This window comes from Paraprevotella xylaniphila YIT 11841, assembly GCF_000205165.1.
Taxonomy (GTDB): Bacteria; Bacteroidota; Bacteroidia; order Bacteroidales; family Bacteroidaceae; genus Paraprevotella; species Paraprevotella xylaniphila.
In genome coordinates this window covers 31,553-53,264 of sequence record NZ_GL883886.1, presented here as the reverse complement: position 1 = coordinate 53,264, position 21,712 = coordinate 31,553, and the positions used below count along the sequence as shown (strand labels likewise).

Below are 21,712 nucleotides of genomic sequence, written 5' to 3'. Positions count from 1 at the left end.
TCTTCTCCCCTAAAAAGGAGGAAAGAGGTTTATTCTTTACCCACGTTCAAACGGCAGGCTCGCCCGGGCAGGCCAAAAGTAAGGAAATTACATAACAACACTTCAAAATATACCGTTCACATTTTCAAGATGTTATGATGGCTAAAAAAATCTCCTGAGATTGGGAAATCAATCTCAGGAGAACTTTTTTTCGTTTGGCTGAGAATGAATTTTCAATCTCAGCCAAACGATTTGGCGGATTGCGGTGTAAAACTAATTCTCACCCGTCCCGATTTACCGACCAACCGTCTTCTCATTTTTCCAACCTCAACAACGTCAGGGAATGGGGAGGTAAAACCACTGCGGCATCCCGTACCTCAAAACTACGTTCCTCGGGCACCACCCGTTCCTTCCCTATGTCATTATAATCGTCTGCGGAAGTCCCGCTCAATACGGTCCCCTTGAGTTTACGCGGTTCTTTCACTCCCAGACTTTTGAAATCCAACGTCAGGGCATGGCTTTTCTCCGGATCCTTATTCACCACCGCGTAAACATAACGCGTTCCGTCCGCATTCCCCGTCAGCACGACATCGAACACTGCCGTGGACTGGCTGCCTTGCGTCAACCGCCCGGCTTCCAAAGCAACCGGAAGCATATAATCTTCCAGTCCATTGGTGTACATCTTAAAGACATAAAACGTAGTACGTCTCACGATACCGTCGGGATGCACGAAGATAGGCCCACGCGTGTTGACCACCGGAGCGAAACAAGCTATGTCCACCACGTCGGAATGACGCAGGCAGGCATTCAGGAAACAGGCGGAAAACAAAGCGTCTGCCATCGTGTAAGTGGAAGCCATATCGTTCTTACGGCGCGCCTCCAAATCGAAACCGCGACGCAAGTCGCCATGCCAAGGATGGTGCCAGTTGCGCAAATTCCACTCATCGTAAGCGATTTTTATCTTTCCACCGCCGAACCCGGCCTCATCCAATATGCCGATAGTCCTTTGGATGTCTTGCTCCGGAGCATCCGTTTTCATCATACACTTCAAGTAAGGCGCAGGATTGTTGACATGGAAGAGCGGGTCCCAATAACCATGGATAGCTATATAATCCAAATAAGGGCCGGCTTCGCGCAACAAAGGCAACGTCCACTTCTTGTCAGACTTGGCAGCCGCAAACAGCTTGGCATCCTTCGTCACGCTGCGCATCAACTTGGCTGATTCGCGCACCATGGGACCCCACTCCTGCACCGTACGCGCCCCCAATTCGTGTGCGCCCCAGTTTTCATTCCCCACGCTCCAATACTTCACGTTGTAAGGTTCCGGATGGCCGTTCGCGGCACGCATCCGTCCGTATTTCCCGATAGTGAGGTTACAATATTCCACCCAATCGCTCATCTCCTCCGGAGTCCCTGTTCCTGCATTGGTACAAATATAAGGTTCACACCCCACCTTCCGGCACCATTTTATATATTCATCCGTCCCGAAAGTGTTCGGATCTTCTACCTGCCAGGTCTTGTCGTACACCGGGGTACGTTCTTTCCCCACTCCGTCTAGCCAATGATAGGTCGATACGAAACAGCCACCCGGCCAACGCACGATAGGGGTCTTGATTTCCCTCAAAGCCTCAATTACATCCTTACGGAAGCCGTCTTCATCGGCAAACTTAGACTCCGGGTCGTACAATCCACCGTACACCTGATTATCGAAGTGCTCGATAAACTGCCCGAAAATCATCTTGCTGTATTTCACCTTCGGTGCACCGGGCATTACGGACACGGAATTGTGCCGGATTACCTCGTCTTTCCCCGTACCCGACCATGCCGGCTGTCCGGCTAAAAGCAAGGCACAAAGCCCTGCCGTCTTCACACTCACCATCTTGTCTTTCAAATTCATATTCTTCATCTTCTAATATGTTGTTATCTACTCCGCTCCATCTTAATTTTGAGCTCTGCTCCGTCCAATCCTTCGGACACCGCCTTCAACGTGGCATGCCCGGCCTTCCCGTTGCTTTGCAATACGACCAAACATTTACCGAAGAAAGCCTTACGTTTCGTGTCCTTGAAACGTTCCATCGAGAAAGGGCTGCCATTGTCCACACCGGCTATCAAAACCTGTCCCCCGACCTCGAAATGCACCAAGTTTTCAGCTTCGGGACAAAGGTTTCCGTCCCTGTCCAAAACTTCCACCGTGACGAATGCCAAATCCCTCCCGTCCGCACAAAGCGTGTCGCGGTCGGCTGTCAACCGGATTCGTGCCGGTACACCCGCCGTATGGATTTCGCGCACCAAGACTTCCTTTCCGTCCTTTCTCGACACGGCCTTCACCGTGCCCGGCTCATACCTTACACGCCAAGCCACATGAAAATCATCCCGTCCCTTACGTTTTGTTCCCTGGCTCTTGCCATTCACGAAAAGCTCCACCTCGTCGGCCTGGTTGTAATACACCCATAAGTCCACCTTCTGTCCTTCTTTCCAATTCCAATGCGGAAAAAGGTGGAGCACCGGTTTTTCAGCCCATTCCGACTGGTACATGTAATACACGTCCTTGGGAAACCCGGCTAAATCTATGATTCCGAAATAGGAACTGCGTGATGGGAACGGGAAGGGCGTAGGTTCCCCGATATAGTCGAAACCCGTCCAGACATATTGCCCGGAGATGAAATCGTTGTTTTTCACCATACGCATCCCTGCCTCATGACTACATCCCCATGGCACATGGCAATTATCGTAAGCCGAAGTCAGATGATTGCTCCCCTCCGGCACACGTACCTCACCGCGCATAGGCCACACGTACATGGAATCGGAGGGCATACGGTAGAATCCCCGCGTCATCAAGCCTGAAATAGACTCTGTAAGCAAAAATGGCCTTCCGGGAAACACCTTGGGCACTTTCGGAATGTCCCACACACAATAATTGTAACCGATAATATCCATTCCGGCCTCCGGCTTGTGCAACAGGTTGTCCTTTCCTCCACTGTTGTTTCCCGTCAACACGGGACGCGTAGGGTCATAACGGCGTACAAGACCGGAAAGCTTGGCCGCTAAGAGCGTATTGACATGCGTCCCCTCCAACCGGGGCAAATCCGACTCGTCTCGACCGAAATTCAATAGGATATTGGCATCTTCGACCGACAAGGTGTCGCGCCCTGCATTACGCCATTGCTCCCCCACTTCATTCCCCACGCTCCACATGAAGATGCAAGGATGGTTGCGGTCCCGCAATACAAGGTCTGCCAAATCACGCTCATGCCAACGGTCGAAATAGCAGGCGTAATCGTATGCGGTTTTATGGATACGCCACATGTCGAAAGCCTCATCCATCACCACGAAGCCCATACGGTCGCAAAGGTCGAGCAATTCGGGCGCAGGCGGGTTATGCGTGCAACGGATACCGTTGCAGCCCATCTCCTTCAATATCTCCAGTTGCCTCTTGATGGCACGGACATTGACTGCCGCCCCAAGGCATCCCAAATCATGGTGCATGCACACTCCGTTTATCTTCATGTGTTTCCCGTTGAGCCAAAATCCCGTCCGGGCATCAAACTTGAAATGACGCACGCCAGTGGTAGTATAGTAAGTATCTACGCTACGTCCGTCTACTTTAAGTTCCGTCCTTACCTTATATAAATAAGGGTGCTCAGTGCTCCACAGCTCGGGAGCCGTCATAATCAAAGTGTGACTCGCCTCGGAGCACCCACCGGCCGGCACATCTACAAAACCGGACTGCCCAGCCACCATCCGTCCCCGTGCATCAAGGAGGGTGGAAACGACTCCTACCCTACGGCCTGCCTGCCCGTCATTCTTCACCATAGTACGCACCTCCATTACCGCCTTCTCACCGGTCACTTCCGGAGTGGTCACGAACGTGCCCCAATGCCCCACATGGACAGGCTCCACCACCGTAAGCCATACGTTACGGTAGATTCCGCTACCTGAATACCAACGGGAATTGGGTTGGGTACTATTGTCAACTTTCACGGCCAATACATTGCGCTCTCCCCACTTCAAATAAGGGGTCAGGTCGTACCGGAACGAACTGTAACCATAAGGACGCACGCCCAAAGAGTTTCCGTTTACGAACACTTCCGAATTCATGTACACCCCGTCAAAATCCACGAAGACTTTCTTTCCCTGCCATTCACGCGGAGCCTCAAAAACCTTACGATACCAACCCAATCCACCGGGCAACGCCCCTCCTTCCTTACGTGCCGGATGGTCGGCACTGAAATCGCCCTCTATGCTCCAGTCGTGAGGCAAGTCCAACAACCGCCATGCACCGTCGTCGAAATCTTGGCGAGAGGCATCCCCCTCCGGATTACCCAAATGGAAACGCCATCCGGATACAAACAACTCCGCACGTTCCTTTCCGGAAAAAGCATACGACGACATCGTGAACACATACCCCCCTACGGCCAAAAGGACAAACCTGCCATATAATATGAAAAGCCCAACGAACCGCCTTATAAATTCCATCTTCATCTTTTTCTTTTTTATCATTAGCACCTCGCAAAATTAATGCACTTATTCTAAAATCACGTGGAAAAACGTGTTTTTGAGGTGGACAATGATACCCAAACACTAAAAAGGCGGCCTTTTCACAAAGACCGCCCTCCCATTGATTACTTGCCGTGCATCATGAAATCCTATCTGACCATGATTTTCACAGTCCTCTTCGTGCCATCTTCCATCCGGTCTTCGCGGATGTAAATGCCGCGCCGTCCCGGGGCAGACACGCGTACACCGTCAATCGTGTACCATAACGTATCTACGACCTTCTGCGTCCCTTCTGCCATCACATCATCCACGGAATCCACAAAATCGTCCGGTTTGTTCGCATCACCATCACCCAAATAATACAAGCGGAAATTATCGAAACAAAGCCAGTCGTTCTTGACGTATTCATTTTTGCGTACCCCTAAGACCACATCCTGGCCTTCTTCCGAAACTTGGAAACTGAAAATCCCTTCATACTCGCCCGCCTCGAAAGCCGTACGTGCCCCGACACGGGAATCCACCGTGCAATGGTAGAGGAGTTGCGGAGAATCGGGGAACAAGGAATCTGCCAACACGCGGTCTGACGTATCATATTTATATTCGCTCACTCCGTCGAAAATGGATTGGAACTTCTCGCTCCACTTGCCTTGCCCCACTTCCACATAAGCCTCCGCATGCCATGAATCGGCACTGTCACGGCGGGCCAACGCTGCCGATATGAGCTCACCGGCACGGTAAAGCCCGTTGTACACCACACTGTAATACCCTTTCGGGAGATGGTACAGCGTTTGATGCAAGTCGCACGACTTCGTGTCGTAAAACTCATAGACCAAGTCCTGATTCTCGGCCTTTCCGCCCACCATGGACGAAACCCATCCGTCTGAAGCATTCACATCCCCACCTTCTTCATCCTTATCCGAAAAACTCGGTGTCATGAGCACTGAAGTCATGTCCAACGGGGTGTCGATTGAAGCGGAAGCCAAATCCATGTGGCCGACCACCATATTGGCATAGGCTTTAGTTATTCTTACATTATAATCCTCTATCTCGGCAACCGACTCGAAAACAGCATTCTCGTTGCTTTCTATCTTTCCTAAAAGTTCTATTATCAAAGCTTCGAACTCATCAAACTCCGGTGTGCCCACATAATCGGAATAACCTCCGTCCTCGCTCTGCATCTTGGCATCATGCCCGTATACTGTAGCCTCCAAGGCAGACGCAGCCTTAAGTGCTTCTTTGCCCATGGCGATAGCGGCATCCAACGATGCCATTTGCTCTTTATAGGTTTCCAACGTCAACTGGTCGAGTACTGCCGAAGCCGACTCTACCGCTGCCGACAATGTTTTCCGAGCCTCACGCGTAGTAAGTTGCAGTTCCTCGTCGCGCATGGCTGCGGCTTCCCCTATCAGGGCACTGATTACCGATTTGGCACCACTCATATCCTCCGCTCCAAGATATTCCACCTCGAAATGGTCGAAAAGCGCCCAAGCAGCCTTTAACTCGGCTCCGGCCATCTTCACTCCTATGCGCAAGCGGCCATCGTCCGTCACATAGCAGTTCACCGTATTCCGATAATTATCGGGAGACAGGTCGAAAATCTCATGCGCGGAAGAAGTCCCGTGACAGAACCACATGCCGTCAACGGCAGGATCGCCTGTTTCAAAGACTTGTTCGCAATTGCCCGCAATGTCTTCCGTTTGCGGATATGCCAGCACATGATGGAGCTTCACGGACACATCGTTTCCGAAAAGGGAAGCTTTCACCTCGTTAAGCCCATCCCCTTCTGTCCCCCAAGAAGCCTGCCAGCTTTTGTCCGTGGAACTCGGAGAGTAGAACCCTTGCATGGTTATCTTATATGTTCCCTCCGGAAGACCTGTCACTTCCTGATACATTTCAAAATCTGTACCGTTCCAAACCTCGGCCACCTCGTTGGAATTTTTAAACTCCCCGTTCCCGGTCTTTGTCCATCCGGTATTGTCGGAAGTGAAATCCGGATTGACAAACAATCCCGTCACATCGGTCGTCCCACCATTTCTCAATAATTCCAATACGGAATACTTAAATATCCGGTCCGCACGCGACTGGATGCTGTCCACTTCATTGGGATTGAAAGTGCAACGCTCATAAGCCTCCAGCAAGCCGTCCAAAAAAGCTTCATAACCCTCCAAGCCGTTTTCGGAATAGGGATTCTCTTCGTAAGCCTTTTCCAATTCCAACCGTTGGGCATTCAAACTCTCATAAGCGGAAATATCCAATGCCAAAGAATCCATACGTGCCTGCACCACATCGATTACCTGCCTCAAATCCTCATCTTTTATCTCCTGGTTTTCCGCCGCAGCCTTGGCCGCCTGAATCGTTTCTTCATATTTCTCCTTTCCTACATTACTGAAAGTGACATGAGCCTCCGTATATTCCGCATATTTTTTCTCTGCATCCGCTATGGATTCAAGCAAAGCATCACGGAAAGTAGCCGCACCGGATTTCCCATAATACTGCAATGAAAAATTACTCACAGAAGACCAATTAGAGTTGCAATTTTCCACTATCATGCCTATCGTGGCCGTACCACCAATAACAGAAAAATCCACAGTATAAGGAACAGCATAGGCACTTCCGTCCGGCGACGGCACATTAGCCTCCGTACGCTTCTCGCCGGCCAAAGTCTTGGCGACCAGAAACCGCCCTTCGGGTTGCATTCCCGTTACATTCGTCAGGATATATGCCTTCAACCGGTATTTACCATCCGGAAGTCCCGTCAAATCCTGCGTGACGGACCAATCCGGTTGGCGAGGTACTTGAGTTTTAGAATTCCAACGTTGAAAACAAGTCGTAAACGGCACGCCATCGGATGTCGTAATTGTTCCGGAAGTATAACCGAAATTATCCTGTGCCCCTCCCGGTACGGCATCCCTTTGAGAAACCCAACCATTTGCATTCCCGTCAAACATAGGATTGGAAATCAACTCTGTCACATCCATCGGATTCGCCTCCGTGGCAGCATTATATTTGAAATCAATGATGGCCTGGGACAATTTCCCAACAGCTTTTTCCGTCTCTTCCGCCGTTGCATCGGGGTTTTCATATATGCCGGCATACTCCGCATAATCCGTAAACCCTGCCTCGTCGGCTTTCTCCAACGCATCCTGCAATTCAAGCTTGGCCTTATAAGCTTCATAAGCTTCCGGTGTGACAAATTTCCAATCCAAACCAGCATTCATGTAACCGGCTGTCTCAGGATTAAGCACAGGATTCACCCCGGTTTCCCCTTCGTTGACGGCCACATAAGAATTTTTATATATGCCATCCGAAGCTTCCACCCCATACAATTTATCCCCATCTATAATTTTGATACGATAGGTTCCATTCTCTTGCGGCATAATCTGCCACAACATGTGCCCCTGTTTGTTATGGTCCACGCATATCACCATGGAAGCAGCCCTGATGAACAATTCGTGAAAACCGCCATTAGAGGGTGCATTTTTCATGCTTAAACGCCAACCTTTTTCAACGGAATATTCGGGATCTGTTTCAGGCCGACGACTCAATTCGTAATCGTCTCCATAACTCAGGGTTACCTCCCGTCCTTCATCGGCCACCACAAGCTCCGTGTTCCAGTTGTCCTTGTAATTCCCGTTACACATAAACTTTTGGGTAGCCACATGGTAAACGTAATATACCCCACCGCCCGTGCCATCGGTCTTCAAGTCGGGTGCGGCAAATTCCAACACTGGGTCGGCCCATTCTGCCGCCCACAAAGGCATGGTGGATGATGTGGCTCCACAAAGGGCCACCAACGCTAACATTTTGTTTTTCATAATCTTCATTTTTTAATTTGTATTGGATGAATTAAAAACACTAAACCTTTCACTTTACAGAAGACACCATGATTTTCACAGTTTTTCCCTCGGTCTTTACGATATAAATGCCATCCGGCAACCGCTGCCCTCGCGGCATTTGCCTTCCGTCAAGACCGTATATACGGTAATCCTCCGTGCCGGACACTACGATACGGCCATCTTCTGCCCAAACCTTCACTTCAGGCTTCCGGACATCGTCGACCTTCGTCCCGCCATAGTTCTCACTAATGGCTATCCATCCCATCAAATCCCCATTAGCCGCCGCATTGTCCACAACATGGACTTCAGCGGTCTCATCCTTCTGGCGGATAACTTTCAGACCGGTAGTCAGCAACAAGCTTGCATCGGTTTCCGACGGAGACTTAATCTGCTCTGCTATCCGATACACTGAGGCAGAAGGATAATTATCGGTTTGAGGACCACAAAGGAAATAAGGATTCAGAAGGGAAACCGCTGCTCCACTGCCATCCAACAGGTTCACCGGACGGGACCTGCGCCCGTCCACTTTATCCACCGTATTCAATCCGACTGTCAATTTCTTATTCCCGTCCTCAATCCAAGCTTCACCGGGCGTGGCGGCCACATAACACAACGGCTGTCCGGCAAAAGTTTCCAACGTCCCGTCCAAAGCGGCTTGCCGGGACAATTTGACAGCAAAGCCTTCACGGGTCACATTCCATACTTTCACCATATAAGGATGCACCTTGTAACGGGACACGACGTTGGCTATAACCACAGGAGTCACTCCGTCAGGAAAAGGAGTTTCAAAGCTGACCCAGACACTGTCTTCCGTAACTTTCTTCGGAGTTTCACCTACTTCCATCATGACATCGCCATACTGGTGACGTCCTTTGGAGAATACCATGAAGTCCACCGTCTCAGGCTCTGTGACAGTCTGCACATAATCGCCTTCATTCCACGGGAAAGCCCAAAACGAGAATTTATCATAAGCCACAGACACCACGGTTCCGACCGGAACCGTCTTAGGATTATTATACGACACCAACCCCATGAAAACAGCCGACTCTTCCGTTGTTCCGGCATCGAACGTCGTATTGGTTTCTTCAGTATCCGTAATCCGCAACGTGCCATACTGCAATCCGGGTGATCCTTCCGCACCGACTAATGAAACGGACTTCCCTTCCGTCAGACGTTCGTTCCCGTCCATATCGTAATTATGTATACGGTAAGTATACGTCCCCTTTTGGAAATCATCAGAAAAGACTTCGTTATACACATAAGTTTCCTTTTCCGACGATTCATACTTCCGCACTGTCTGCCATTCCCCACCATCGATACTGAGTTCCAATAAGGTAGAGTCTGTCAGTTCCATATTCTTATTCGTCCATTGAACCGTCAGCTTTTGAGTTCGTTCTGTATAAACCACATCAAAACCTTCCGGAGCGTTATAAACGACCTTCGGAACATATTCATAAGCCTTCTTATAACCTATACCGGGGTTCATTTCCGCATAATACTTCCCTGCAATGGAGAGATTTCCTCCCGAGAATAATTTGGAACAGTTCCTTTCATGGTTCCAATAAGAATAACGTTCCACATAAGGCCATTTGTTCAACTTGTCCAATATGGGTTTCAAGCCGTCATAGTTCTTTTGCTGATTCTCCTCGGAAAAGGAATCCCGATTGTCGGCTACGGCAAAGATTCCCGCCTTACCCCACGATGATCCCCAAAGGAATTCGGAAATCCAAATGGGACGGTGGAAATCATTGTACCACTTCTGCAAATCATTAAAATGGCTTTCAGTCCAATAACAATGCAAATCCACGATATCGCAGCGCCATCCTCTTTTGTCTATCTCATTCAAGAAATTACGCAACCATGAAGTCCCCCCGTCATGATAAGACGGCGAACAAAGGCGCATGCCCGTTGCCATGAGTTCCTCCCAATTGGCCAACACTTGCTCCACTGTAGCCGGTTGGTCGTCATTCGGATTCGCGGGTTCATTGTTCGTCTTCATGTGAGGGGAATATGTAGCTTTCCCCAAAGCCGTAGGAGATGGATAAGTCTCATGGATATGATGAGGCACACATTCATAATCCGCTCCCATGTCATAGCCCACACCCCAAGTATAGCACCAAGAAGAATTAAGCATGCTGTTATTCCCCTTACCGGTATCACTGGCTAACCCCTTTTTCTGGGTATCATTCCACTTGAAAATGCGATAAGACGAAATATGCCGGTCAAGTACCTCAGGCAAAACCGCAATTTCCAAATCCGCATCATCCGCAATGAAGCATCGGCTATACCCGCGTCCACCCGGATTGTTGGCAAATGTCACCATATAGCCACGCTTTAACTTGAAACTCCGGATACGGTTGTTCAGCTTTTCCTCCGTCAGAGTATTCATGAATCCTCCTGAATTTTCCAAACCGAAATCATTCACCGATTCCCCACCGAAATTCTGTTCGGAATATACAGTCAAAGGTTTCAGGTCTTTGGCATAAGGCATGATGATTGCCCCCTGCGCATACATTTTCACCTGGCAATTTTCCCCATCCACGGCCGGAGCCCCGTCTATATCAATAAATCCCAAGAATGACAGTGCTGCACTCGGACGTATATTCTCCAAGATAACCACGGCATGTTCCTTGTTCTTGATATTGACACTTCCGGTCACCGTAAAAGGCTCACTTCCGGTAATGACATAGTCTATATCCTCTGTCAATACCACAGATGCCGTCACTTGGCCGATTTTCGTGACCGTATTCTTCGCCGGAACGGAAGAAGACAAGGCCACCAACATCGCAAAAGAAAGTAACTTGTTCTTCATAACTTCAATGTGTTTTAAATGGAACATATCCCTCCACAAATGGAAAAGACTTGTGCAAATGTACCCCTCGGTGATATTTACGAGGTGGACTTTCATCTTTTTCGGGTGGATTATCAAACAAGAACTACGAAAAAGGCTTCATTTCATCTCCCGACACCTTAAAAAAAGCGTATCTTTGCTTCATTAAAACCATTGACCCAATGAAAAGCAAGAACTTCTTTTATCTGATCCTACTCATTCTTTCTTGTGTAAGAGTACAAGCCAAAACAAATGATCTCCTTTGGCGTGAAAGCCAAAAGTTTTCTACCATTGGGATAAACGAAGGTTTACCACATAACTTCGTAGAAGACATCTTGAAAGACAGCAAAGGTTTCCTTTGGTTCGCACTCTACGGAGGCGGCGTATGCCGATATGACAGCTATCAGTTCATTTCGTTCAATTCCACTGAAAGCGTCCGACACATTCAAAACGATTTTGCAAAAGCCATTTGCGAAGACCTGCACGACAGGCTATGGATTGCAGGGGACAACGGATTGGAATGCCTTGATACTGAAAAACTAATATCCCTAACCTTATCAGCATCCCCTGCACTTGCTTGGGATTCGTTACGCAGCCAACCATGCCACTCCATCTATTGCGACAGAAAAGGAAACTTGTGGGTTGGAGGCAGACAAGCAACTTACAGAATCAACTTTACCTCTGACGGGAACATTGCAACCATTCAAAACTTTCCTTTCATCCATAACAAAGACATCATAACATTTTATGAAAACGAAAAAGATATTTTATGGATCGGATGTTCCGAAAACATATACAGAATAGACCTACGGCATCCGACCTCTTCCGTCTCCCTCTTTGCCAACCTGCCAAGAAACTGCCGTACGCAAGCATTGTACCAAACTGGAAACCATTTTTGGGTGGGCACATCAAACGGTCTTTTCCTATATGATTCCAAAGGCAACCATCATAAGGAATATCACTCTTCAGCTCCTTTCCATTCTTTAAGTCAAGACTACATCACTGATATTGCAGAAACACCAAACCAGACCTTGATTGTATCTACCCTCAAAGGACTGAACATATACAATGAACAAACGGATAAATTTGAGCAAGTCGGTTATGAATCTTTCCAAGACGAGAAGTCGGACTTCATTTTCTGCAACTTCATTAATTGTTTGTTGGTTGACGGAGAAACCGTATGGATAGGTACAGAAGCCGACGGACTGATGAAAGCTGTCCCCAAAAGACTAACTGTGACAAACTATATCCACTCTGGTGACTTACCGCAAAGTATTTCTCCACAGACCGTCAACGCCATCTATACGGCAGATGACGGCGAGGTATGGGTGGGTACGGTAGAAAGCGGACTCAACCGTATGACCTCACCGGGACAATTCACACATTACACCATGAAGGATGGCTTACCCAGTCACACAGTAAGCTGCATTACAGGATACGGTTCACAGCTATGGGTTGGAATGTGGGGCGGTGGAGTATGCAGTGTGGAGCAAACTCTTTCAGGAAAGGTGAAATTCCACCCATTGTACGACAATACACACCCTGAACTTGCTTGGGCTAGCACTTGTGCCATCCAATATGACAGTCTCAATCAGACGCTATGGATTGCCACCAGCAAATCCGTTTATACATACCATGTCCCTAGTGAGAAAATAGATGAACCGTTTAGGAACCAAAAACTTGGAGGTATGCAAACGGGTAACGCGGGAGCATGTATAGACCGTCAGCACAATTTGTGGTTAGGATTGACAGCCGGCCTTTGCCGCATCGACTTAAAACGCTTCCACCAAGGAAAAAACGTCTTTCAGCTATGGCCGTACCAATTGAATAATCCCCAATCACATGATAAAGAAAGAATCACATTCGTAACAATAAGCTCCGACAACCGTATTTTAGTGGGCACAAACGGTAACGGCTTTTATATCGGAACCCAAACGATAGACGGTACATACACCTTTCAAAACTATTCTACTCGTGACGGGTTGGTAAACAACCACGTGAGGGGAATATTGGAAGACAATACAAAAAATATCTGGATTTCCACATTGCATGGACTTTCATGCTTCTTTCCACAAAAACAGTGTTTCCAAAACTATACCTTGGACGACGGATTAGCTTGTAACCAATTTTACTGGAACGCGGCATACAAAGGAAGAAATGGAGAACTGTATTTTGGTAACATGACCGGACTCTCTGTAGTCTCACCGGCTTCACAACCTTCAATCCTACAAAAAAAATTTCCCGTCGTATTCACCCATTGCCAAACCTTACAAGGTGAGGTACAAGTAAAAGACGGAGTCGTTGAAATACACGAGCGTGAAAAATTCATCTCCATTGAATTTGCCACACTGGACTACAACGTCACCCCACAAGCCGCCTATGCCTACCGACTCAAAGGCTTTAACGACCAATGGACCATCACGGGAAAAGACAACCGTACCATATCATACGCCAACCTTCCACCGGGTCAATACGTCTTGGAAGTACGGTACGCCACAGACGGTATACACTTCGAATCCGGTTCGGAAGGAAAGATGGCATTGCACATCACTCCTTACTTTTTCAGAACCGCATGGTTCAGAATCATAAGTTGCCTGTGCCTTATCCTAATCCTATACCTTATATATATGTGGCGCGTACGAACGCTAAAGCTACAAAAGAAAGAATTACACCAGAAAGTCGTATCACGCACACAGAAACTGAAAACACAAACTGATTTGTTGGCACAACGTACACAAACGTTGGAAAAACAAAACGAACTGCTTAGCCGACAGAAAGCTGAAATACTCGACATGTCAAAAAGAATACAAAACCTGACAGCCGAAAAATTGGCCTTTTTCACCAACATCACACATGAATTCCGTACTCCTTTAACACTCATTATCGGCCCCGTAAGGCATCTTTTAGAGACCAATACCGATATAGAAACCAACAAACAATTACAGATAGTAGACCGTAACAGCCACTATCTGCTCTCTTTAGTCAACCAGTTATTGGACTTCCGTAAAGTGGAAAGTGGCAATATGAAGATCACGCTCCACGAAGGATACCTATTACCGCTATTCCAAAACTTGAAACTCCTATTTAGCGCTTATGCCGCTGAAAAAGGCCTAAGAATACAATATTATTTCCATTTACCGGAATGTACCGTCTCTTTTGACGAGGACGCGCTTCATAAAATCCTGTTCAATTTAGTGTCTAACGCGATTAAATTCACTCCCAAAGGAGGATGTATAAAATTGTTCACCAAGACCCTTACCTCCACTTCAGGTTCTTTACTCTTTGTAAGCGTATGCGACACAGGTCCGGGTGTTGCTGAAAAAGATAAAGAAATGATATTCCAAAGATTCTACCAATCAGATAAGCGACCTTGTACATCAATAAATGGCCAAAGCGGCACAGGCATAGGTTTATATTTATGCAGACAACTCGTACAACTGCAAGGAGGACAAATATGGGTCGTAAACAATCGGACCGCCGGTTGTTCTTTCCGGTTCTTACTTCCCCTGCACCTTATTGAAGCATCTCCATCTACAAGGGTACAAATATCCCTGCCCAAAAGCCCGGAAACCCATAAGAAAATGATGGAAACGGAGAAAAGCTCCATAAACCTGCTCATCGTGGAAGACAACAAGGACATGCGGGAGTATTTACATGCCATCCTATCGCCCTATTATCACTGCCTGGAGGCATCGCAAGGTAAAGAAGCACTCGACATCCTGCACACGCAGCACGTTGATTTCATCTTAAGCGACTTAATGATGCCTATCATGGACGGAATGGAACTATCCCATCATGTAAAATCGGACTTTTCCATATCACACATCCCCTTCCTGATCCTGACAGCCAAAACTTCCGAAACGGCACACATCCAAAGTTTCGAGTTTGGAGTGGATGCATACCTGACCAAACCTTTTGACGAACACCTGTTATTGACCCGGATAGAAAACTTACTCAGAAACCGCAAAAGGCTTCAGGAGAAATTCGCATATCACATGATAAGCGAAGAATTACACATCAAACCAGGTACTCAAGACCAAGCATTCATGGACAAGCTCCTCGATCTCCTTAAAAAGAATTATTCCAATGCTGAATATGGCGTGGATGAATTCTCCGCAGATATGGGAATCAGCCGAAGTTTATTATACAAAAAAACACAAGAACTGACAGGTACTGCTATAGGAGAACTATTACGTAACTATCGCCTGAACATAGCTAAAGAAATTCTCATAAGCAAAACCGGACATACCTTAAACATTTCCGAGATAGCTTACCAAGTCGGCTTCAACGACCCGAAATACTTTACCCGTTGTTTCACCAAACACTTTAACGTACCTCCTAGCAAGTTCACCGGAAAATAAAAACGGGGAATGCCCTTTTATGTGCATATTCCCCGTTTTTATCCATCAGTTTATTTCTGCCCCCTTATCATCTCTCGCCCGCCGCTTCATCTCGCGAGCAGACCATCTCTTCAGGCGTTTGTATTCCTTTTTGGTCAACCTCATGAAAGAACCGTGCTGCGGTGCCTCCACTCCTTCTATGGTGACAGGGGAATGAAAATTCTGCATACGTTCATCTGCCTGACAGATACGGTATTGCCGGGGTTTCGTGGAATACTGGATATACGCCACCCGCCAAGTACTGTCGCCTATCAGTTGGAAAGCCGAACATCCTTCGCATTTCCGGTTGCCCTCAAAACGTACATAGTCCGTTTCGCTCTTAATCCGGTAAGGCCCTGTCAGCTTGTCAGCCGTGGCTGCAAAAATACCCGGCGTACCGCCTTCCTTTTTAATCAACATGTGATACTTGCCATCGGCCGGGACATAATTAATGTCCGCGTCAATCGTAGCATATCCCCAGTCGAACATCAAGCGAGGTTTGGTCAGCGTCGTAAAAGAATGGTCGGCATAAGAATAATACATCCGGTCATACTTTTCTTCCTCCGGATTCCACAAAGAATAGTAAATCATATATCCGCCTTTCTTCCCGTCCGGCCACACGTATGCAGGATCCCAAAAAATCTGCGGAGCCCAAACCCGCTTTATCCCGACATAGTCACGATACACATCAGGAGAATCCGGATCGGAAAAGACGGAAGGTCCCTTACGGAAATCGAAAGCCACGGATTCCCAGTGTATCAAATCGTCACTGCGAAGCAAGTCTATCCCATGGTTGAACCAGGAACGGCTCTTGCGGTTGCTCATGTCCGTCGTCACCATCACGTACCCCTTGCCGTCGTACGTCCTGCAAATATAAGCATCGCGCGCCCCTCCCTCTATCGGGGAAAGCTTCTCTACGTCGTACACGGGTCCTCCTCCCAACAGGTCTTCGTAATGCAAGCCGTCCCGGCTCAAGGCGTATGCCGTCCATTCTCCACGTCCGCTCATGTGACAGTATAAATAACCGTAATCTCCCTTTTGAAGATTCTGTGCCGCAAGCGGGGCGCATGCCATCCACGCTGCACAAGCCCCTATCCACCATTTATTTCTCATGTTTCTTTCTGTTTTTTGACCATAAAAAAAGCCGCTGCACAGAATCACTTCTCCACAGCGGCACATAACGGTGTAAAAACTACCATGATAAAATTTGAATATTAACCCACCGTTATTCTTTTATCTGTATGAAAGACTATTTCTTACATACGTTCCAAGGTTTGATTTGCTTGAAGAAATCGTTGCCTTTGTTGTCCACCAGGATAAATGCCGGGAAGTCTTCCACTTCTATTTTCCAGATGGCTTCCATCCCCAACTCGGGGTATTCCACGCACTCGATGCTCTTGATGTTGTTCTGCGCAAGGATGGCTGCCGGACCGCCTATAGAACCGAGGTAGAAGCCGCCGTGCTTCTTGCACGCATCGGTCACTACCTGACTGCGGTTTCCCTTAGCCAACATAATCATGGAACCGCCGTGGCTCTGGAACAGGTCTACATACGGATCCATACGGTTGGCCGTAGTCGGCCCCATGGAACCACAAGCCATGCCCGCCGGAGTCTTGGCAGGACCGGCATAATATATAGGATGATCCTTGATGTATTGCGGCAAGTCTTCGCCACGGTCGAGGCGTTCTTTCAGTTTGGCATGGGCAATATCACGGCCTACGATAATCGTACCGTTCAAAGACAAACGGGTAGCCACCGGATATTGGTCCAACTGTGCCAGAATCTCTTTCATCGGACGGTTCAAATCCACGCGTACCACATCGCCCTCGCCCGCCTGACGCAACTCTTCGGGAATCAGTTCGCCCGGATTGCTGTCGAGTTTTTCAATCCAGATACCGTCCTTGTTAATTTTACATTTGATATTACGGTCGGCCGAGCAAGACACGCCCAGACCTACCGGACAAGACGCACCGTGGCGTGGCAAACGGATGATGCGCACATCGTGTGCGAGGTACTTGCCGCCGAACTGTGCACCGAGACCAATCTTATACGCCTCTTCCAAAACTTGCTTTTCGAGTTCCACGTCGCGGAATGCTCGTCCCGTAGCATCACCCGTGGTCGGCAGGTTGTCATAATAATGAGTAGAAGCCAACTTCACGGTCAGCAGGTTCTTTTCAGCCGACGTGCCGCCGATAACGAATGCGATATGATAGGGAGGACACGCAGCCGTACCGAGGCTCTTCATCTTCTCAATCATGAACGGCACCAAGGTGGCCGGGTTGAGGATGGCTTTCGTCTCCTGATACAAATAAGTCTTATTGGCAGACCCTCCGCCTTTGGTCACACACAAGAAACGGTACTCCATACCTTCGGTGGCTTCGATGTCGATTTGTGCCGGAAGGTTGCACTTGGTGTTCACCTCTTCGTACATGCTCAACGGGGCATTCTGGCTGTAACGCAGGTTTTCTTCGGTATAAGTCTTATAGACACCTTTCGACAAAGCCTCTTCGTCGCAATAACCGGTCCACACTTGTTGGCCTTTTTCGCCGTGGATGATGGCTGTGCCCGTATCCTGACAGAACGGAAGAACGCCCTTGCATGCCACTTCCGCATTGCGAAGGAACGTCAAAGCCACGTATTTGTCATTGTCACTGGCTTCAGGGTCGTGCAATATCTTCGCCACTTGTTCATTATGGGAACGGCGCAACATGAACGACACATCGCGGAACGCCGCGTTTGCCATCGCCGTCAATCCCTCGGGAGCCACCTTCAACACGGGGTACCCTTCAAACTCGCCGACCGACACATAGTCTTTGGTCAGCAAATAATATTCAGTATCGTCCTTGCCCATCTGGAACATCGGAGCGTACTTGAACTCAGGTGCATTTGCCATAATCGTTTTTGTTTTAAATTGAGACATTTTCTGTTTCGTGGAACAAAGATAGTGCAAATCGGGAGCAAAATGCCAAAATCAACTGGAATATTTTGCCGAGATGCTACCTATTTCGCCCGAAAGGCTGTTGTTTCCCCGACCCTATTCCCCTTCTTCGTCATATTTCTCAAAGAGAAAATCATTATAAGGGTACTTCTGCACGTGAAGCTCGCGCACCTTGTCGTACAACACTCTCTTCAAATCCTCCAAGTTGGTCTTCTCACGGGCTGAAATGAAAATACAGTTGTCGTTACGGCGAGCCATCCATGTCTTCATCAGGTCGTCCAACGACACGTTTTCCTTTGTGGCCGGTGTCAAATCGTCTTCATCCTTCTCCACCCAACTGTAAGCGTCTATCTTATTGAACACAATCATACACGGTTTGTCACTGCAGCCCAAGTCGCCCAACGTCTTCTCCACCACCTGAATCTGGTCCTCGAAGTCGGGATGGGCGATGTCTACCACATGCAACAGCAAGTCGGCCTCGCGCACCTCGTCCAACGTGCTTTTGAAAGAATCCACCAAGTCGGTCGGCAATTTACGGATAAAACCGACCGTATCAGACAGCAGGAAGGGCAGATTGTCAATAATGACCTTACGCACCGTCGTGTCCAGCGTAGCAAACAGCTTGTTTTCGGCAAACACGTCACTCTTCGAAAGCAGGTTCATCAGCGTGCTTTTCCCCACGTTAGTGTAGCCCACCAAAGCCACCCGGATCATACGTCCGCGATTGCTCCGCTGTGTCGTCTTTTGGCGGTCGATTTCGGCCAGACGTTGCTTCAGAAGCGACATCCGGTTCAAGATGATACGGCGGTCCATTTCCAACTGCGTCTCGCCCGGGCCGCGCAATCCCACGGAACCCTTTCCGCCTCCGGAGCCGGAACCGCCTCCCTGACGCTCCAAGTGCGTCCACAAACGTTGCAGACGGGGCAACATGTAACGGTACTGGGCTAGCTCCACTTGCGTCTTGGCATTCGCCGTTTGGGCGCGCATGGCGAAAATATCGAGAATCAACGACGTACGGTCGAGAATCTTGACTTTCAGTTCCTTTTCGATATTTCGTAATTGTTTGGCTGAGAGCTCGTCGTCGAAAATCACCATACCGATTTCACGCTCAGCCTCTTCTTCCGCCTCTATGTATGTACGGATTTCTTCCAACTTCCCCTTGCCCACATACGTCACGGAGTTAGGGCCGTTCACCTTCTGCGTGAACCGCTTCACCGTCACGGCACCGGCCGTATGGGCCAGAAACTCCAGTTCATCCAAATATTCGTTCGTCTTGCGTTCGTTCTGCGTTTGCGTAATCAAACCGACCAGGACCGCCGTTTCGGCCTGTGCGTCGGAAATCACAAATTCTTTCATTCAAAAAACTTTCTTTATTCGGCAACAAAAATACATAAAACCCCGTTGGAAAACAAATAGAAAGGGAAGGAATTTAAAAAAGCAAAAGAGGCTGCGCAAACGCAACCTCTTTTCCATTCATTTAAACCTAAAATGTGTCCTGCACAGGCCATTCCTTCCTAGCAGAAAAAACGGCCTTATTTTACTTGGATGACCAGATACTTACTTACGCTCCAGAACGTTTCGGGCGCGGTAATATGCAACACATATTGCCCCTTGTTGTCTTTCTCCAACTTATAAGAACCGGCCGGATGGTTGGTCAGCAACTTGGCACTCTTGGAATACAACTTGATTTCCTTGTCGTAACGGATATCCACTTTCGTGAAATAATCCTTATTGAAGTCATCACCTTTCAAGACATCGCCTTTCTGCAAGATTTTCTGTTCTTTCAATTCCGACTTCGTACCAAACACGTACCACGCCGTGTGAATCTGCTTGTCCTGATCGGCAACAGTCTGGCTCTTAGCCTTGTTTTCTTCCGTCAACGTATTCACGTTCTCGTTCAAATTCGTGATAGCTTCACCCTGTTGGGCAATCACGATATCTTTTTCAGCCAATTGTGCCTCTAACTCCTGCACCCTTTGCTTCTGGGCTTCAAGTTGGGCTGACAAGTCATCCACCATCTTTTTCAGTTTATCTCCCCCGATGCTACTCGTACGGAGCTTCTCTTTCAACTGGCTGATTTTATCCCGGTTTTGAGCCATGGCATCCTGAATGTACTGCATGTTCTCACGAATGGCTTGTTTGGAAGTTTCCGATTCCATATTTCCATCGTTCACGGTGATGCGTCCCTCCGCCTCATTAATGCGCCGGAAGCCCTCTTGAATCTCGTTCACCGTCCCCATGATTTCATTCAACTCGGTATCTTTGTCGTTGATGACTTGCATCAGCGAATCCCGTTCCTCGGCAAAAGCCTGGTCTTTCTTATTCGCCCCGTTGTTACATGCGGTCAAAGCCGCTGCACACATCACACATAAAAAAATCTTTTTCATACGTTTCTATTTTTTATTCGTTCGTATTCTTTTTCTTACTCTCTTTCTCTTCGCATCCGGCCAACACGATGACGAACTCTCCGCGCGGTTCCGTTTCTGTGAAATGGGCCAACACCTCTTCCAAGGTTCCCCGCACGCTTTCCTCATGCACCTTGGAAATCTCACGGCACACGGCAACTTGGCGTTCCGGCCCGAAAGTCTCAACGAACTGTGTCAACGTCTTGACCAAACGATGAGGAGATTCATAAAAAACAAGAGTCCTGGATTCTGAAGACAAGGCCGCCAAACGGGTTGCCCGGCCTTTCTTGACCGGAAGAAAACCTTCAAAGCAAAAACGGTCGCAAGGAAGCCCCGAAGCGACCAAGGCCGGTACAAAAGCCGTGGCGCCCGGCAGGCAAACCACCTCCACACCGGCCTTTACGGCTTCACGCGCCACCAAAAAACCGGGATCGGAAATACCCGGAGTGCCGGCATCGGACACGACCGCTACCGTTTCTCCGGCATTTAAACGACTGACCACACTGCAAACCGCCTGATGCTCATTAAACTTATGATAAGACAACATTGCATTCTTTATCTCAAAATGCTTCAGCAGAATACCCGTCGTACGCGTGTCCTCCGCCAGTATCAAATCGGCTTCCTTCAATATGCGCAAAGCACGATATGTAATATCTTCCAAGTTCCCCACCGGAGTAGGTACCAAATATAAGATTCCCATCAGTCTACTGTCAATATGGACAAAAGTAAGAATAAAACATTATCCACTACGCTACACACGCCAATATTTAACAGATGTTTGCGAATTTGCCTCTTTTTTTATCCTATTATCCACCCTTAATTCTTATTTTTGCAGAGAATTATATCAC

Annotated in this window: 10 protein-coding genes; 1 reads left to right on the top strand and 9 read right to left on the bottom strand. The window is 48.2% G+C overall.

The genetic code is table 11. The features are described from left to right. Window positions 1–292: 292 nt before the first annotated feature. The 4 genes from HMPREF9442_RS13580 to HMPREF9442_RS13565 all read right to left on the bottom strand — a co-directional run bounded on the left by HMPREF9442_RS13580 (window position 293) and on the right by HMPREF9442_RS13565 (window position 11,124). Window positions 293–1,885: an alpha-L-arabinofuranosidase C-terminal domain-containing protein gene (locus HMPREF9442_RS13580; RefSeq protein WP_008629686.1), complete on the bottom strand. Its 1,593-nt coding sequence runs from the start codon at window positions 1,883–1,885 to the stop codon at window positions 293–295. 14 nt (window positions 1,886–1,899) lie between these two features. After that, complete coding sequence (locus tag HMPREF9442_RS13575) at window positions 1,900–4,455, bottom strand: DUF4982 domain-containing protein (protein ID WP_420850137.1); 2,556 nt, start codon at window positions 4,453–4,455, stop codon at window positions 1,900–1,902. Between the two features lie 170 nt (window positions 4,456–4,625). Beyond that, a complete protein-coding gene (locus HMPREF9442_RS13570) occupies window positions 4,626–8,291 on the bottom strand; it encodes a hypothetical protein (RefSeq protein ID WP_040603191.1) in 3,666 nt (1,221 codons plus the stop codon). 49 nt (window positions 8,292–8,340) lie between these two features. Further along, a complete protein-coding gene (locus HMPREF9442_RS13565; protein ID WP_040603190.1) occupies window positions 8,341–11,124 on the bottom strand; it encodes a glycosyl hydrolase in 2,784 nt (927 codons plus the stop codon). A gap of 200 nt (window positions 11,125–11,324) precedes the next feature. Here HMPREF9442_RS13565 and HMPREF9442_RS13560 point away from each other — a divergent pair, with 200 nt between their 5' ends. Beyond that, on the top strand, window positions 11,325–15,503 hold the full coding sequence (locus HMPREF9442_RS13560) for a hybrid sensor histidine kinase/response regulator transcription factor (protein ID WP_008629680.1): 4,179 nt from the start codon (window positions 11,325–11,327) through the stop codon (window positions 15,501–15,503). A gap of 45 nt (window positions 15,504–15,548) precedes the next feature. Here the strand turns inward: HMPREF9442_RS13560 and HMPREF9442_RS13555 are convergent, their stop codons facing one another. From HMPREF9442_RS13555 to rsmI, 5 genes are all read right to left on the bottom strand, one after another. Beyond that, entirely contained in the window at window positions 15,549–16,634 is a 1,086-nt protein-coding gene (locus HMPREF9442_RS13555) for a glycoside hydrolase family 43 protein (protein ID WP_008629678.1), read from the bottom strand. Between the two features lie 136 nt (window positions 16,635–16,770). Further along, the gene (locus tag HMPREF9442_RS13550) at window positions 16,771–18,414 is read right to left on the bottom strand and encodes a fumarate hydratase (protein WP_040603179.1); all 1,644 of its coding nucleotides are present in this window, start codon (window positions 18,412–18,414) and stop codon (window positions 16,771–16,773) included. A gap of 141 nt (window positions 18,415–18,555) precedes the next feature. Next, window positions 18,556–19,815, bottom strand: coding sequence for a GTPase HflX (gene hflX, locus HMPREF9442_RS13545; RefSeq protein ID WP_008629673.1), 1,260 nt, complete (start codon window positions 19,813–19,815; stop codon window positions 18,556–18,558). Between the two features lie 176 nt (window positions 19,816–19,991). Continuing rightward, window positions 19,992–20,846 (bottom strand): Cbp1 family collagen-binding glycoprotein adhesin, encoded by an 855-nt coding sequence (locus HMPREF9442_RS13540; RefSeq protein ID WP_008629672.1) that lies wholly within the window; start codon window positions 20,844–20,846, stop codon window positions 19,992–19,994. 13 nt (window positions 20,847–20,859) lie between these two features. Continuing rightward, complete coding sequence (gene rsmI, locus HMPREF9442_RS13535) at window positions 20,860–21,564, bottom strand: 16S rRNA (cytidine(1402)-2'-O)-methyltransferase (RefSeq protein WP_008629667.1); 705 nt, start codon at window positions 21,562–21,564, stop codon at window positions 20,860–20,862. Window positions 21,565–21,712 lie beyond the last annotated feature (148 nt).